This is a genomic window from Pseudaminobacter soli (ex Li et al. 2025), from assembly GCF_029892515.1.
GTDB classification, from domain to species: domain Bacteria; phylum Pseudomonadota; class Alphaproteobacteria; order Rhizobiales; family Rhizobiaceae; genus Pseudaminobacter; species Pseudaminobacter soli_A.
Genome location: NZ_JARXVF010000011.1, coordinates 80,543 through 96,157, shown reverse-complemented (window position 1 = coordinate 96,157; position 15,615 = coordinate 80,543). Strand labels below are relative to the sequence as shown.

14 protein-coding genes are annotated in these 15,615 nt (G+C 61.9%); 9 read left to right on the top strand and 5 right to left on the bottom strand.

All coding sequences use genetic code 11. The features are described from left to right. Positions 1 to 2: 2 nt before the first annotated feature. From narJ to M2281_RS27130, 4 genes are read right to left on the bottom strand one after another with little or no spacing between them, the layout of a single operon-like run. Positions 3 to 626, bottom strand: a complete 624-nt coding sequence (gene narJ / locus M2281_RS27145; RefSeq protein WP_280824325.1) for a nitrate reductase molybdenum cofactor assembly chaperone — start codon at positions 624 to 626, stop codon at positions 3 to 5. 3 nt (positions 627 to 629) lie between these two features. Continuing rightward, the gene (narH, locus tag M2281_RS27140; protein WP_280824324.1) at positions 630 to 2,162 is read right to left on the bottom strand and encodes a nitrate reductase subunit beta; all 1,533 of its coding nucleotides are present in this window, start codon (positions 2,160 to 2,162) and stop codon (positions 630 to 632) included. Beyond that, positions 2,159 to 5,920, bottom strand: a complete 3,762-nt coding sequence (locus M2281_RS27135; RefSeq protein WP_280824323.1) for a nitrate reductase subunit alpha — start codon at positions 5,918 to 5,920, stop codon at positions 2,159 to 2,161. The genes narH and M2281_RS27135 overlap by 4 nt, the downstream gene beginning before the upstream one ends. After that, the gene (locus M2281_RS27130; protein ID WP_280824322.1) at positions 5,917 to 7,188 is read right to left on the bottom strand and encodes an MFS transporter; all 1,272 of its coding nucleotides are present in this window, start codon (positions 7,186 to 7,188) and stop codon (positions 5,917 to 5,919) included. Before M2281_RS27130 ends, M2281_RS27135 begins: the two co-directional genes overlap by 4 nt. Before the next feature lie 988 nt (positions 7,189 to 8,176). Here M2281_RS27130 and M2281_RS27125 point away from each other — a divergent pair. Continuing rightward, complete coding sequence (locus M2281_RS27125; protein ID WP_280824321.1) at positions 8,177 to 8,503, top strand: DUF736 domain-containing protein; 327 nt, start codon at positions 8,177 to 8,179, stop codon at positions 8,501 to 8,503. Between the two features lie 299 nt (positions 8,504 to 8,802). On the opposite strand, the gene M2281_RS27120 is transcribed toward M2281_RS27125, so the two are convergent. Further along, complete coding sequence (locus M2281_RS27120; protein WP_280824320.1) at positions 8,803 to 9,075, bottom strand: helix-turn-helix transcriptional regulator; 273 nt, start codon at positions 9,073 to 9,075, stop codon at positions 8,803 to 8,805. A gap of 130 nt (positions 9,076 to 9,205) precedes the next feature. Between M2281_RS27120 and M2281_RS27115 the strand changes: the two genes are divergently transcribed. The 8 genes from M2281_RS27115 to M2281_RS27080 all read left to right on the top strand — a co-directional run bounded on the left by M2281_RS27115 (position 9,206) and on the right by M2281_RS27080 (position 15,400). Next, complete coding sequence (locus M2281_RS27115) at positions 9,206 to 9,781, top strand: hypothetical protein (protein ID WP_280824319.1); 576 nt, start codon at positions 9,206 to 9,208, stop codon at positions 9,779 to 9,781. Between the two features lie 115 nt (positions 9,782 to 9,896). Continuing rightward, the gene (gene ehuB, locus M2281_RS27110; protein WP_280824318.1) at positions 9,897 to 10,790 is read left to right on the top strand and encodes an ectoine/hydroxyectoine ABC transporter substrate-binding protein EhuB; all 894 of its coding nucleotides are present in this window, start codon (positions 9,897 to 9,899) and stop codon (positions 10,788 to 10,790) included. Between the two features lie 170 nt (positions 10,791 to 10,960). After that, on the top strand, positions 10,961 to 11,854 hold the full coding sequence (gene ehuB, locus M2281_RS27105; RefSeq protein WP_280824317.1) for an ectoine/hydroxyectoine ABC transporter substrate-binding protein EhuB: 894 nt from the start codon (positions 10,961 to 10,963) through the stop codon (positions 11,852 to 11,854). Continuing rightward, the gene (locus M2281_RS27100; RefSeq protein WP_280824316.1) at positions 11,851 to 12,510 is read left to right on the top strand and encodes an amino acid ABC transporter permease; all 660 of its coding nucleotides are present in this window, start codon (positions 11,851 to 11,853) and stop codon (positions 12,508 to 12,510) included. The genes ehuB (M2281_RS27105) and M2281_RS27100 overlap by 4 nt, the downstream gene beginning before the upstream one ends. Beyond that, positions 12,500 to 13,159 carry an amino acid ABC transporter permease gene (locus M2281_RS27095; protein WP_280824315.1) on the top strand — a complete coding sequence of 220 codons (660 nt, stop codon included), beginning with the start codon at positions 12,500 to 12,502 and terminating at the stop codon, positions 13,157 to 13,159. The genes M2281_RS27100 and M2281_RS27095 overlap by 11 nt, the downstream gene beginning before the upstream one ends. Before the next feature lie 52 nt (positions 13,160 to 13,211). Further along, positions 13,212 to 13,961: an amino acid ABC transporter ATP-binding protein gene (locus M2281_RS27090; protein WP_280824314.1), complete on the top strand. Its 750-nt coding sequence runs from the start codon at positions 13,212 to 13,214 to the stop codon at positions 13,959 to 13,961. A gap of 1 nt (position 13,962) precedes the next feature. Continuing rightward, positions 13,963 to 14,985, top strand: coding sequence for a succinylglutamate desuccinylase/aspartoacylase family protein (locus M2281_RS27085; RefSeq protein WP_280824313.1), 1,023 nt, complete (start codon positions 13,963 to 13,965; stop codon positions 14,983 to 14,985). A 202-nt stretch (positions 14,986 to 15,187) separates the two neighbouring features. Continuing rightward, positions 15,188 to 15,400, top strand: a complete 213-nt coding sequence (locus tag M2281_RS27080; protein ID WP_280824312.1) for a transcriptional regulator domain-containing protein — start codon at positions 15,188 to 15,190, stop codon at positions 15,398 to 15,400. Positions 15,401 to 15,615 lie beyond the last annotated feature (215 nt).

Genomic DNA, 15,615 nt, shown 5'->3' with positions numbered 1-15,615 from the left:
CCTCAGGGCTTGGGGCGGCCGCCAGGCGGCTCCTCGAAGGCCGGCTGTTCGGCCCAGTCGCGATCGAGCGCGGCATGATGCTCCTTCACCGGCTTGATCTCGGCTGCGTTTAGCGGCTTTTCTCCGGCGATCACGAGCAGCGCCTGTAGGACAGCCGCATAACGGCTCTGTCGGGCAATCAGCGAACGGGTGATGGCGGCCAGTATATGGGCACAGTCGGCCAGCAGGTCGCGCGCCTCGCTCAGGTCGCGGCAGCTCAGATATTCCAGCACCACCGGCAGGTAATCCGGCAGTTCGTGACTGACCAGCTCGAAGCCGGCGGCTTCGTAGAGCTGCTTCAGCTCCACCATCGCTGCGCCGCGATCCCGGCTTTCGCCATGCAGATGTTCAAAAAGATGCAGCGAAAGCGACCGCCCTCTGTCGAACAGATCGACATAGCGGGCCTCGGCGGTGAGCGTGTCCCCTTCGCCCAACTCGCGCATCAGCGCCCCTAGTTCACGTTTCTCCCTGGCCGAGATCAATGGCGAAGCCTCGACCACGCGAGAAATCTCAGCCAATGCCGCGCGCATATCGGCGGTGGGATAGGAAAGCAGCGCGCTGAACGCCTTGAAAAGGATCATCGGCATAGCTCAAGTGTCCAGAGGACGAATGGGATTGAGCTTGCGACGTCCCATTTTGCCGCCGAAGAGCGAGGAGTGCGGCGGGCCAAAATCGCAGCCATTGCCGAAGGTGAAGCCGCAGGAGCCTTTCAGGCCGTAGGCATCCTCTGCCAATTCGCGGTGGCCGGTGGGGATGACGAAGCGGTCCTCGTAATTGGCTATGGCGAGATAGCGGTGCATCTCCTCCACCTGCGCGAGCGAGAGGCCGGCCTGGTCGAGTACTGTCTGTCCGTCGCCCTCGCCGAGCTGGCGCTGACGGAAATGGATGCGCATGGCGAACAGGCGCTCCAGCGCACTGACGATGGGAGCTTCTTCGCCCGCCGTCAGCAGGTTGGCGAGGTAGCGCACGGGAATGCGCAGCGAACGTACATCCGGCAGTTCGCCCACCGTCTCGATCGCGCCTGAATTTGCATGGGACTGGATCGGCGAAAGCGGCGGCACGTACCAGACCATCGGCAGGGTGCGATATTCCGGGTGAAGCGGAAACGCCACGCGCCAGTCGACCGCCATCTTGTAGGTGGGAGAGCGCTTGGCGGCCTCGATCCAGGCATCCGGCACGCCGTCCGCGCGTGCCTGGGCCTCAATTTCGGGGTCATTCGGATCGAGGAACAGCTTCAGTTGCTCTTCGTACAGATCCTGTGTGTCCTCGGTCGAAGCAGCCTTCTCGATGCCATCGGCATCGTAGAGCAATACGCCGAGATAACGGATGCGCCCAACACAGGTCTCCGAGCAGACCGTGGGCTGGCCGGCCTCAATGCGCGGATAGCAGAAGATGCACTTCTCGGCCTTTCCGGAGGTCCAGTTGTAATAGATCTTCTTGTAGGGGCAGCCAGACACGCACATGCGCCAGCCGCGGCACTTGTCCTGGTCGATGAGGACGATGCCGTCCTCTTCGCGCTTGTAAATTGAGCCTGACGGGCAAGAGGCGACGCAGCTTGGATTGAGGCAGTGCTCGCAAATCCTCGGCAGATACATCATGAAAGTGTTTTCGAACTGGCCGTAAATGTCCTTCTGCACGGCCTCGAAGTTGTAATCCTGCGAGCGCTTGTCGAACTCGCCGCCGAGGATCTCCTCCCAGTTCGGCCCCCACTCGATCTTTTCCATCGGCTGGCCCGAGATCAGCGAGAGCGGCCGCGCCACAGGCGTGGTCGCCAGCTCCGGCGCGTTCTGCAGATGCTCGTAGTCGAAGGTGAAGGGCTCGTAATAGTCATCGATCTCGGGCAGGCGGGGATTGGCGAAGATCTTGGCCAGGATAGAAAGCCGGCCGCCTTGCCGAGGCACGATCTTGCCGTTCTTCTTGCGTCGCCAGCCCCCCTGCCAGCGTTCCTGGTTTTCCCAATCCTTCGGGTAGCCAATGCCAGGCTTGGTCTCGACATTGTTGTACCAGGCGTATTCCATGCCCTGGCGCGAGGTCCACACATTCTTGCAGGTGACCGAACAGGTGTGACAGCCGATGCACTTGTCGAGATTCATCACCATCGCGATCTGCGCGCGAATTTTCATGGTGCCGCCTCCTTCTGCGCCGGATCGACCGGATTGGAGTGATCGAGCCAGTCAATACGATTGAGCTTGCGCACGATGACGAACTCATCACGGTTCGAGCCAACCGTGCCATAGTAATTGAACCCATAGGAAAGATGGGCATAGCCGCCGACCATATGAGTGGGCTTCAGCACAGCGCGCGTCACCGAATTGTGGATGCCGCCGCGCTGGCCGGTGATCTGCGAGCCTGGCACGTTCACTATCTTTTCCTGCGCGTGGTACATCATGCACATGCCGGGCTGGACGCGCTGGCTCACCACCGCGCGCGCCACGATCGCACCGTTCAGGTTGAACAGTTCTATCCAGTCATTGTCGACGATGCCGGCGCTCTTAGCGTCTGTTTCCGAGATCCAAACAATCGGCCCACCGCGCGATAGCGTCAGCATCAGCAGGTTGTCGGTGTAGGTAGAGTGGATGCCCCATTTCTGGTGCGGCGTGATGAAATTGAGCACGATCTCGGTTTCACCATTGCCGTGCTTGCCTAGCATGCTGTTCACCGTGCGGGTGTCGACAGGCGGCCGGTAAAGCGCAAAGCCTTCGCCGAAATCGCGCAGCCAGCGGTGATCCTGATAGAACTGCTGGCGGCCTGTAACGGTGCGCCAGGGGATCAGCTCATTCACATTGGTGTAGCCGGCCGTATAGCTGACATGCTCGCTTTCGATGCCCGACCAGGTAGGCGAGGAAATGATCTTGCGCGGTTGAGCCTGCAGATCACGGAAGCGGATTTTCTCGTCCTCGCGCGTTTCGGCGAGATGGGTATGATCCCGACCGGTCACCTTGCCAAGCGCCGCCCACGCCTTCACCGCCACCTCGCCGTTGGTTTCCGGCGCGAGATAAAGAATGGTCTCGGCAGCATCTATGTCGCTTTCGATGCGTGGGCGCCCCTGGGTCGGCCCGCCATCGTTGACGCGGTAGTTGAGGTCGCCAAGGCCCTTCACCTCGGCCTCGGTATTCCAGCTTATGCCCTTGCCACCATTGCCGAGCTTGTCAGCGAGGGGACCAAGCGATGTAAAGCGGCGGTAGACATTCGGATAATCGCGCTCGACCGTGACGACCTGCGGTGCGGTGACGCCAGGCACCAGATCGCACTCACCCTTCTTCCAGTCTTTGACGTCGACCGGCTGGGCGAGTTCACCGGGCGTGTCGTGCTGGATCGGTGCCAGCACGACGTCCTGCTCGACGCCGAGATGGCCGACGGCCAGTTCCGAAAAGCGCCTGGCGATGGTCTTGTATGTCTCCCAGTCGCTGCGCGCCTCCCACACCGGATCCACCGCTGCCGACAGCGGATGGATGAAGGGATGCATGTCGGAAGTATTTAGGTCATTCTTCTCGTACCAGGTGGCCGTCGGCAGCACGATGTCGGAGTACAGACAACTCGTGGACATACGAAAATCGAGCGTCGTGACGAGATCGAGTTTGCCCTCCGGAGCCGGATCGCGCCAGACGACATCATTGGGCTTCTCGCCATCGGTTTCGCCCAGATCCTTACCCTGCAGGCCGTGGCGCGTGCCGAGCAGATGACGAAGAAAATACTCGTGCCCCTTGCCGGACGATCCGAAAAGGTTCGAGCGCCAGATGAACAGGTTGCGCGGGAAATTGACCGGATTGTCGGGGTCTTCGCAGGCCAAGCGTATATCGCCTGACTTTAATGCAGCCACAACATGGTCCTTGATCGGAATGCCTGCCTTCTCCGCCTGTGCGGCAATCCCCAGCGGGTTGACGTTGAACTGTGGCGCGGAGGGCAGCCAGCCCATGCGCTCTGCCTTTACGTTCATGTCGATGAAGCTGCCGCGATAGTCGGCAGGATTCACGAGCGGCGAGAGAATTTCGGAGACGTTCAGACGCTCGTAGCGCCACTGGTCGGTATGGGCGTAAAAGAAGGAGGTGCCGTTCATCTGGCGCGGCGGGCGCGCCCAGTCCAGACCGAAAGCGAGCATAGTCCAGCCAGTCTGCGGCCGTAGCTTCTCCTGCCCGACATAATGGGCCCAGCCGCCCCCGGAGACGCCGACCGTGCCGCACATCATCAGCATGTTGATGATGCTGCGATAGTTCATGTCCTGGTGATACCAGTGGTTCATGCCGGCACCGATGATCACCATGGACCGGCCCTTGGTCTTCTCGGCATTTGTGGCGAAGCCGCGTGCGACGGTTATGGCATGCTCCGACGGCACACCAGTGATCGTCTCCTGCCAGGCCGGCGTATAGGGCACATTGTCGTCGTAGGATTTCGCTGCAGCGCCGCCAAGGCCGCGGTCCAGCCCATAATGCGCACACATGAGATCGAAGACCGTGGCGACGCGCGCCTCGCCCCTCGCCAGCTTGACGCGGCGTACCGGCACGTTACGCGTCAGCGTATCGCCGCCATCCTGCGGATTGTCGGTGAAGTGCTCGTGCGCGCGTCCGCCGAAATAGGGGAACGTCACGGCAAGCGTGTCGTCATGTTTGCCCAGAAGCGAGAGCGCCAGGCTGACATCCTCGCCCGTCTCGCCGTCCTTCGGCTCCAGATTCCACTTGCCCGCGGGGTCCTCGTCTTTCGGCCAGCGGTAGCCGATCGATCCCTGCGGCACGACCAGCTCGCCGCTTTCCTCGTTCAGCGCCATGGTCTTCCAGGCGGAATTATCCGACTTCGGTGCCCCCGGCAGATCGCTGCGGCGTAGGTAACGATCGGCCACCCAGCGGTCGCCCTGCTGTTTGAGCATGACCAACATGGGCAGGTCGGTGTAGCGGCGGCAATAGTCTTGGAAGTAGGGAACCTGCCGGTCGAGGAAGAACTCCTTCAGGATCACATGCCCCATGGCCATGGCGAGAGCCGCATCCGTGCCCTGCTTGGGGTGCAGCCACAGATCGGCGAACTTGGCGACCTCGGCGTAGTCCGGCGTCACCGCAATGATGCGGGTTCCATTGTAGCGCGCCTCGACAAAGAAATGCGCATCGGGCGTGCGGGTCTGCGGCACGTTCGAACCCCAGGCGATGATGTAGCCGGAATTGTACCAGTCGGCGGATTCCGGCACGTCGGTCTGCTCACCCCATGTCTGCGGGCTCGATGGCGGCAGATCGCAATACCAATCGTAGAAGGAAAGCAGGGTGCCGCCGAGCAAACTGATGTAGCGCGAGCCTGAGGCATAGGAGACCATCGACATCGCCGGAATGGGTGAGAAACCCACCACCCGGTCCGGACCATAGGTCTTGATGGTGTAGACATTGGCGGCGGCGATGATCTCGCTCACCTCTTCCCAGTTGGAGCGGACGAAGCCACCTCGCCCTCGCATGGATTTGTACGACCTTGCCGTCCCGGGGTTCTCGACGATCGCGGTCCAGGCCTCCACGGGCGCAAGTGTCTTGCGCGCCTCGCGCCATGCCTTGACGAGGCGGCCGCGTACCATTGGATATTTGATGCGGCTGGCACTGTAGAGATACCAGCTATAAGAAGCGCCGCGCGAGCAGCCACGTGGCTCGTGGTTCGGCATTCCGGGACGGGTGCGCGGATAGTCGGTCTGTTGCGTCTCCCAGGTGACGAGCCCGCTCTTGACGTAGATCTTCCACGAGCAGGAACCGGTACAGTTCACGCCGTGGGTGGAGCGTACGATCTTGTCGTGCTGCCAGCGCTCGCGATAGCCTTCTTCCCAGATGCGATCCTCGTCGCGCAGTTCGCCAAGCCCATCGGCGAATGTGCCACGGCGACGGGTGAGATAAGTCATCCGGTCGAGAAAATGGCTCATTGCGCGGGCTCCTTGTTCAAGCGCGGCGACACCACCATGTCGTGGTCGTCATGCCCCATGACCGGCGCCTGGCGTACCTCGGTCAGGTAGCTGAGCATCAGCGACACCGAGACGACGCCATAGAGCAGCATGAAGCAGCTCGAATTGAAGCCGAGCCAGTCCAGCAGGCCGCCAAACATGATCGGCAACAGGAAACCGCCGAGTCCCCCGACCATGCCGACGAGGCCACTGACGACGCCCAGGTTCTCCGGAAAGTCGTCGCCGATATATTTGAAGGTGGACGCCATGCCGAAGGCAAAGGTCACGCCAACGACGAAAAGCAATGGCGTAAACACCCAAGGCGTCAGTGCTATCGTGAATTGGCGATAGCCGTCGACCGTGCGAATGGCGAATTCGGTGTGCGGATAGGACAGAAAAAAGAGGGCAACCCACGCCACCCACAGGACCCACCAGGTGACGTTGTGGGCGCCGAACCGATCCGCGAGCAGGCCGCCCACGGCGCGAAGCGCACCACCGGGCAGCGAAAAGCAAGCTGCCAGAAGTGAGGCAACCGCAATCGAGAAGCCATATTCGCGCACATAATATTGCGGCATCCAGATCGACAGTGCGGTAAAACCGCCAAAGACGATCGAATAATACTGGCAATACTTCCACACTCGACGATCGCTCATGACCGCAAGCTGTGATCGGAGCGAGGTGGCTTTACCTGCCCCAGGATCGGGCGCGGCGAGGAACCAGAATACGATTGCGATGATGAGGAGCAACACCGCATAAAAACGCGGCACCGCCTGCCAACCGAAATTGTTCATCAATACTGGCGCGATGAACATGTTGAGCGCGGCCCCCACCGTGCCGGCTCCAAAGAAGCCCATGGCAAAGCCGCGGCGTTCCGGAGGGAAGAAGCGGGCGACATAGGGCGTGCCGACTGAGAAGGATGCGCCAACCAAGCCTAGCGCGAGCCCGAGCAGGAGAAACTGCCAGAGTTCGCTGGCATAGGAGGCGAGCCACAGCGGTACAGCGCATATGATCAGCAACAAGAACATGACAATGCGGCCGCCGAAACGATCGGTCCAGATACCGAGTGGCAGACGAAAGATCGAGCCGGTCAACACCGGCGTCGCCGTAAGCAGCCCGAACTCCGTCGAGTTGAGCTGCAACTGATCGCGCAGTGGGATGCCTATAACGCCGAACATCATCCATGCGGCAAAGCACGCCATGAAGGCGGCTGTGCTTACGACCAAGACCGTCATGCGTTTAGCCTCGGACATGGCTGCCCCTCGACAAACGTCAGCGATAGATCAATGATTTATAGGGTAGAATTAATTGCGTGACAGTCCCCGTTGCTAATTGCAGGGAGTTTCAGCTCGGCAACGACTTTCTCTAACTCATCGCCCGTGATCACAATGGCGGGGCCGGCGTTCAAGGCAGTATCGTCATCGGGCTGCTTGTCGCCATCGCATTCGTCGCATCTGCAATCATTCCCGACTGACCGCGACCCACGGCCTTGTAACGCATCTAATGCCCGCTGAACCCTGGGAGATTGCCTTTTGCTTCGTGAGCGCGAGTCGCCATTGGCATAGGGGCGGCCCTTTGCATTACGGCGATGGCCGCGCCCGAACCGAAAAGGCAGGACATCGTGTGAGCCTGATCGCAGAGCAAGGCATGGTGGACGGAGCACACTCGAGCGCACGGACCTGATCATCGAAGAGGTTGGCGCAAGGCGCCGTTGAGGAGCAGTCAGCGTTCGGGCCGGCTCCGACACGACGCCCCTTATCGAAGCGAGGACCGGGGCGGGCAGCATCAGGGACGACAGTCGAAAACGGCCATGGCACCAAGGGCGTCATCCAATGGCGCGAACCACCCCGGCGATAGGCGCCAGCAGAGGCCAGCCGTCGAGCATCAGACAATCCGAGGGTGAACCGCCATTGCCGGATAGGATCAGGATGCGGTGAGGCCGCTAGGCTGGTCGCCCCGATGCCCATCCGTCACAGTGAGCGCATCAAAGCGGTCTCATCGATGGGTGTATCTGGCCGAAGACCGGCTGAAGCCTCGATCGCCTTTGACGCAACGGCGCAGCACGGCTTTCTTCCCCTGCCGGCTGCGCCGGCATTCCTCGCCCCCCAACAAAGCCGCGCCCGCGCCATCCTCCGCTTCGCTGCGGCCCATGGGTGCGCCGGCGATCGCCTTCGGCCTGCCGATTCCCATCTAGACCGCAATGGTGCGGGCTCGCAATAGACAGGATCAAGGAGAACCACCATGGCGACCATTGGCACCTTCAAGAAGACCGGCAACAACGAGTTCACCGGCGACATCGTCACCCTCAGCGTCCGGGCCAGGGGCGTGCGTATCGTCCCCGAAACCCGCACCAGCGGCGACAGCGCCCCCAGCCACCGGGTCTTCGTCGGCCGCGCCGAGATCGGCGCCGCCTGGGCCAAGCGCTCCAACGAGGGCCGCGACTATCTGGGCCTCAAGCTCGACGATCCGAGCTTCAACGCCCCGATCTTCGCTAACCTCTTCAACGACGATGACGGCGAGACCTACAGCCTGATCTGGTCGCGGCCGAGCCGCCGCAGCGGCGAGTAAGCCGACCCACAGAGGCTCCGCCCGGTTGATCCGGGCGGGGCGCTGCAGGTTGCAGGCAATCGCCGTTCATTGAGGCGGAAAGTTGTACTCTTGATCCCGCCGCTCGTTGTCATGTCGGCAAATTCACGCTCGTTCCGCCACACGTCGGCTCACAAGCCGCGTTGTCGGTCGATATTCAGGGCCATCACCTGCTGAAACTTGTGAGCTTGCGGTCTTACTTCAGAAGGGCTGCGGAAAAATGGCGCTCTAATTTTGCATCCGATGACCGAATCTTTTGCACCAATGTCGAAATCACTGGATCAAGGCGACTCGCGAACGGCTTCTTCGTCGTCCTCGCTCGCTGCCTGGCTCGCGCGCTTCAGTAGCACTCCGTTTTCCGCCACGAACTCGATACCACCCGTTTCCAAAGCCCGACGTATCGCAGTGAGATTGCTTCGATGGGGAATGCGAGCTCCTCGTTCAAAATCAACAACAGTAGCTCTGGAAACTCTTGCCGCTTCAGCCAGCTCGGTTTGGCTCCAACCGAGCATCGCTCTAGCACCACGGCATTGCTCCGCTGTAATAACACCCATCAATAAAGTCAGTCTTTCTGGTTGACTTTCCGGTAAAAGTCAGCCTAATTGGCTAACATAAGCGGCTGAGCAAGGTGTTGCTGCACCTTGCCCAACCTAGCCGCAACCCAAGCTGAGTGGAGCTCGGATCATGGCTGATTCCGACAATACCACGACTATGGCTTTCGTCACCCGCGGACGAAAGACAATAAATATCATGGCTACGGATATCCGGCAGTGTGAACCGGATACCCGGAGAGGAGGTGCGGAGGCCAAGGCGGACCCGGCTTTCACTTTGGCTCGCGCTTGGCGCGATGCCCACGCCAGATGCCTAGCCCTGTGCCGCCGCCAGCAGCGGCTGGAGAACAGGCTCGCTCGGACGGTAGGCTATCCCGCCTCCCCTGCCCCCGACGACCTCTCTGAATCTGCCCGTTGGGAAAGCGGCGATCTCCGCTATTCGAAAACGAAGGATGCCGAAGAGCGTGCCGCGGAAGCGGCTGAGCTGCTGCTCGACGAGCTCGCACGGACACCGGCGCGGTCCGTCGACGGGCTAATCGCCAAGCTGGAAGTCGTCTTGCTGGAGAGCGAGGTCGGTGACACTCCGTCTGGCTTTCCTTGGCCGCAGCTTCGTTCGGTGCTGGCGGACTTGAAAACGCTCACCAACCGGGACCGGTGTTCGCCGCCATCGCTCACATCGCGGCGGTCATCGTCACAAGGGCGCGCATAGCGACAGCCCGCGCTTGCCTTCGATCAGAGGAGCACCTCCAGCCCAAGACCTTCGTCGCAGCCAGAAGGCCTCAAAAGCACCGCCGCGGCAGCAATTCACAAAATGGGAGACAACAATGAAACGTGGATTTCGCGCGATGCGAGCCGGGCTATACATGGCCCTGGCGATGTTTGCGCTGGCAGCCGCCAGTGGTGCGGCCTTAGCCGAAACGACGAAGGAGCGCATACTGCGCGAAGGCAAGATCGTCGTTGGCATCCACAACCGCTCGCCCTGGGGCTATCGCGATGAGGTGACCGGCGCAGCTACCGGCTGGCATCCGGATTTGCTCAAGGCAGCCTTTTCCGGGCTCGGCGTCAAGGAACTCGACATAAGGGTGACCGAGTTCGGCGCCCTGATCCCAGGCCTGCTCGCGGGAAGGTTCGATGCCGTCGCGTCGGGCTTGGCGATCACGCCGGAACGCTGCCAGCAGGTTTTGTTCGGCACGCCGGACCTCAAGGTGCCGGATGCCGCGATCGTACTTGCCGGCAACCCGAAGCAGATCCACGGCTATCAGGATATCGCCGCCAATCCGAACATCGTCATGGGCGCAGGCCGTGGCAGCGTCGTCACCCGGAACGCCATTGAGGCGGGCGTACCCAGCGATCACATGCTTCTGTTTCCCGACATTGAATCGAACGTCTCGGCCCTGCGTGCCGGTCGCATCGACGTCGCGGTTTTGTCCTCGCCGACAGTGATCGGCCTTTTGGCGGGCGGCAAGGCACCGAGCCTCGAACGCGCCAGCCCCTTCGTGGTCGCTGACGAACAGGCCAACTATGCCGCCGTCGCCTTTCGCAAGGAGGACGCGGATTTGAGAACACTCTATGACGAACGGCTTGCCACCCTGCGGCGGGACGGAACGGTCACCCGCATCATGGCCAAATACGGCTTTGGCGAGCCGGAAACCGTTCCTGAGATGATGACGGCCGAGCGGCTCTGCGGCGGCGGCAAACAGGCAGGCGCTGGCCAATGAGCATGCTCGATGTCTGGCTCAGCACACTACCGCATCGCTGCAGTGATCGAAGTTTGGCGCAGCTTCATCGTCATCATCCTGCTCTTCGTCGCCTGCCCTGCATTCTCGTCGCGGTCAGAAGGCCCCAAAGGCACCGCCGTGTCAGCAGCTTCACCAAATGGGAGACAAGAATGAACCGTGTATTTCACTCGCTTCGGGCCGTCCTGTTCATGACTCTGGCTGTGTTTGCTCTACCAGTCGCCAGCCACACTGCACTTGCAGAAACGACGAAGGAACGCATCTTGCGCGAGGGCAAGATCGTCATCGGCATCCATAATCGAACGCCGTGGGGCTATCGCGATGAGACGACCGGCGAGGCCACCGGCTGGCATCCAGATTTGCTGAGAGCCGCATTTGCCGGACTCGGGGTCAAGGAGCTCGACATAAGGGTGACTGAGTTCGGCGCCCTGATCCCCGGCCTGCTAGCGGGAAGGTTTGATGTCGTCGCCTCTGGCCTGTCGATCACACCGGAGCGCTGCAAGCAGGTTTTGTTCGGCATGCCCGACCTCAAGGAGCTGGATGCTGCGATCGTGCTTGCCGGCAATCCGAAGCAAATCCACGGCTATCAGGATATCGCAGCCAATCCCAATATCGTCATGGGCGCAGGTCGTGGCAGCGTGGTCATCCGGAACGCCGTTGCCGCGGGCGTACCCGACGATCGCATGCTCCTGTTCCCCGACATAGAATCGAACGTCTCGGCCCTGCGCGCCGGTCGTATCGATGTCGTCGTCCTCTCCTCACCCACGGTGATAGGCCTTCTGGCGGGCGGCAAGGCACCCGGCCTGGAACGCGCCAACCCTTTCGCGGTCGCCGATGACCAGGTCAACTATAACGCCGTCGCCTTTCGGAAGCAGGACGAAGACTTGCGGGCGCTCTATGATCAGCAGCTTGCCGCTCTCAAGAAGGACGGGACAGTCGCCCGCATCATGGCCAAATACGGCTTCGGCGAGCCGGAAACCGTTCCCGACACATTGACGGCCGAGCAGCTCTGTAGCAGCGGCGCAAAAGCAGGTCCTGGCCAATGAGTATGCTCGATATCTGGCTCGGCATCCTGCAGGGGTTCCGTGTCACCGCTTCCGTCACCCTTTACGGCCTAGTGTTTGCGATACCCTTCGGGCTGGTCTTCGGCGTCGCGCAATATCTGACGACTGGCTTGGCCCGCGTTATCGTCACCGCAGTGATCGAGTTCTGGCGCAGCTCGGCCGTCATCATCCTGCTTTTCGTGTTCTACTATGCCATGCCGGTGATTGGGGTGACGCTGCCGGCCATGGCCGTCGGCGCCATGGTACTGGGGCTCAACGTCGGCGGATATGCCAGCCAGGCAGTGCGCGCCGGGCTGCAGGCGCTCGACCGTGGTCAGAAGGAGGCCGGACAGGCGCTCGGGCTGTCGCGCCAAGCAATCCTTTTGCGTATCGAGCTGCCGCAGGCGCTGGTTGCCATGAGCCCGACCTTCATCAACCTGGTCATTCAGTTGGTCAAAGCGACATCGCTGGTGTCCCTGATCACGCTGACTGACATGACCTTCCGCGCCAAGGAGATTGCCCAGATCGCGTATGAGCCGGTGCCGATCTACCTCTCGCTGCTCCTGGCCTATTTCGTCGCCTGCTATCCGATCGCGCTTGTGGGGCGCTGGCTAGAGCGCCGCGTAAACCCGGCACGGGAGGCGCGCCATGGGCTTTGATATCGACTTTGCGCTGTCGACGGTGCCGGCGATCCTGGGCGCCATCGGCATGACACTGCTTGTCGCCTTAGCAAGCTGCCTTGGCGCCGCCACGTTCGGCTTTTGTCTCGAGATCCTGCGGCGGCCAGGCGGCATTCTCGGCCTTGTCGTCCGCTTCCTGATCGACTTCATCCGTGCCACCCCAGTGCTGGTTTGGCTCTACTGCCTCTACTTCATCCTGCCCTTTTACGGCCTGCGCCTTAGCGCCCTGACGGTCGGCATCACCGGCCTCAGCCTCTACTACAGCGGCTATCTCGCCGAGGTGTTCAAGGCCGGGATTGATGCCATCGCCAAAGGCCAGCAGGAAGCGGCGAGAGCCCTTGGCCTCGGCCGGCTCGACTCGATCATCTTCGTCATCGCGCCGCAGATGCTACGCAACATCGCCGCCCCGATGGGCAATTACTTCGTCTCGATCCTCAAGGCGACGCCTTATCTGGCAGTGCTGGCCGTGCCCGAGATGCTCGGCCAGGCCTTCGATATCGCCTCCGAGACCTACCGCTACGCCGAGCCGCTGACCGTCGCCGGCCTCATCTTCCTGGCGCTCGCGCTGGCGATCGCCCAGGCCGTCAAATGGCTCGAGCGTAGGCTGTCGGCGCCCACTTCGCGCTAGTTTCTGCGGCACCAGCGCCATCCTCAATTCCGTTCAGAAGGATCTTTATCCAATGCAGGACACGTCCCAAGACCTCGCCGTCGAGATCACCGCGCTGCACAAATGGTACGGCGCCTTCCATGTGCTGCAAGAAATCAGCCTCAGCGTACAGCGCGGCGCCCGCATCGTCATCTGCGGCCCATCCGGCTCGGGTAAATCCACTCTAATCCGCTGCCTCAACGGCTTGGAAACCTATCAGCGGGGCACCGTGCGGCTCGACGGGATAAGGCTGGGCGATGATGCCCGGCAGACCACGCTTGCCCGTAGGCGGACTGGCATGGTGTTCCAGAGCTTTAACCTGTTTCCGCACCTGACGGTACTTGCAAACTGTACCCTCGCCTTGCGCCGTGTGGCCGGCATGGCCCGTCACGAGGCCGAAAGCCTAGCCTATCACCATCTCGATAAGGTGCGCATTCCCGACCAGGCGCGCAAATATCCCGCCCAGCTATCGGGCGGCCAGCAGCAGCGGGTGGCGATCGCCCGCGCCCTGTGCCTAAACCCGCACCTGATGCTGTTCGACGAGCCAACCTCGGCGCTCGATCCCGAGATGATCAAGGAAGTGCTCGAGGTCATGACTGGGCTTGCCCAAGACGGCATGACCATGATCTGCGTCACCCATGAGATGGGCTTTGCCCGAGAGGTCGCAGATGAGGTGGTGTTCATGGATCAGGGCCGCATCGTTGAGCAGGCCGCGCCGTCCACCTTCTTTGCGACCCCCAGCCATCCGCGCGCCCGCACCTTCCTCAACACGCTGCTGCATTGACATGACGGCGGCGCTGGCGAGCGAAACACGCCTCTGGACAACCCTCGACTTCGACCAAGACGGCAAGCGGCACGACTGGCTGCGGCTACCGTTCTCGAGCGACCTCTCCGCCTATGGCACCATCCCCATCCCGATCACCTACGTCAAAAATGGCGACGGCCCGACGGCGCTGCTCATTGCCGGCAATCACGGCGATGAATATGAAGGTCAGGTGGCACTGAGCAAACTCGCCCGTCAGGTCGAACCGGGCGAAGTGCGCGGCCGCCTCATCGTCCTGCCTGCGCTCAATTACCCCGCCGTCGCCGCCGGCCGGCGCCTGTCTCCGCTCGACGCGGGCAATCTCAATCGGCTGTTTCCGGGCGACCCCAACGGCACCCCGACACAGATGATCGCCCACTACATCACTAGTGTCCTGCTGCCCTTGGCCGATCTTGTCATTGACCTGCACTCAGGCGGCCGGTCGCTGGCCTACCTTCCCTGTTGCCTGGTCCGGGGCGGCACTGAGGCCGAAACGGCATGGCTGATCGAGCTCATGCAAGTCTTCGGCGCGCCCATCGGATCGATCAGCGACGGTTCAGGCGGCGGCGGGGCCACGACCCTTTCTGCCGTCGCTCAGGCGCTCGGCGTTCCGACCCTCACCACCGAGCTTGGCGGCGGCGCCACCTTCTCCCGACCCGGCGAGGCCATCGCCACGCAGGGCCTCCATCGCGTCCTCAAGCACATCGGCGTTCTGCCCAATGCCGCAACCGAACCGGCGCCACCCGTCCGCCTGATGCGGGTCGACGGCCGGGGCGCCTTCACCTACGCGCCCAGCCACGGCCTCTTCGAGCCCGCCGCCGAGATCGGCGACACGGTATGCGCCGGCCAGTGCGCCGGCGTCCTCCATCCGATCGCAGGCCCCCAGCAGCCGCCAACGCAAATCCGCTTCAGCCAGTCCGGGCTCGTCGCATGCCGTCGCGCACCGACCCTCACTGCGCCCGGCGACTGCCTGTTCAAGCTGGTGACCGACGTCGAGCGCATGTGATGCAAGACGGGTGTGGTCGCTTATGACAAGGCCAGCAGCGATTAGAGGCTGATCTGGCATCGTGCGCGCTGCCCAACCCGGGCAACCGCCGAGCCGGCCCTTGCAGCCAGTCAATCCCAACTTTCAAGGATAGCTTCTTTCAAGGATAGCTTCGCATTTTACCCTGTCCTACGGGGATGATCCGTGATCGCAGGGGGGATGGATGAAGCCGAATTCGACGCAGTGGCGGAGCCCGACCGCTTACGATTTCACAAGCCATGCAACGGCCGATGCGCTCGCCTGGGAATTCTTGCGCAGGAACCCAATCTATCAGCACGAGTTCGCAGAATTACTGAGTACAGGCGTCAAGCGAGATTCCCCATCTCTGGACAGGCTTCGGCGACGGTGGGGCTTGCGATTTCCCAGCCAATCCTGAGCGACCCGCAACGGCACAGGCGGTCTACTGGACGCCCGAGATCGATCCCGGCGTCATTCTGCTCATTAACACGCCGGCGCTGCTGGCCGAGGACAACGATGCCCTGCCCACGCTGCCGGCGGCAGCTGCTCAACGCGATGAGCTCGGAGAGCATAGGCGTCCGCTATCGGGTGCAAATGGCTGCCAGCTTGCGCTTCTTCGCGGCACCAAGAGCA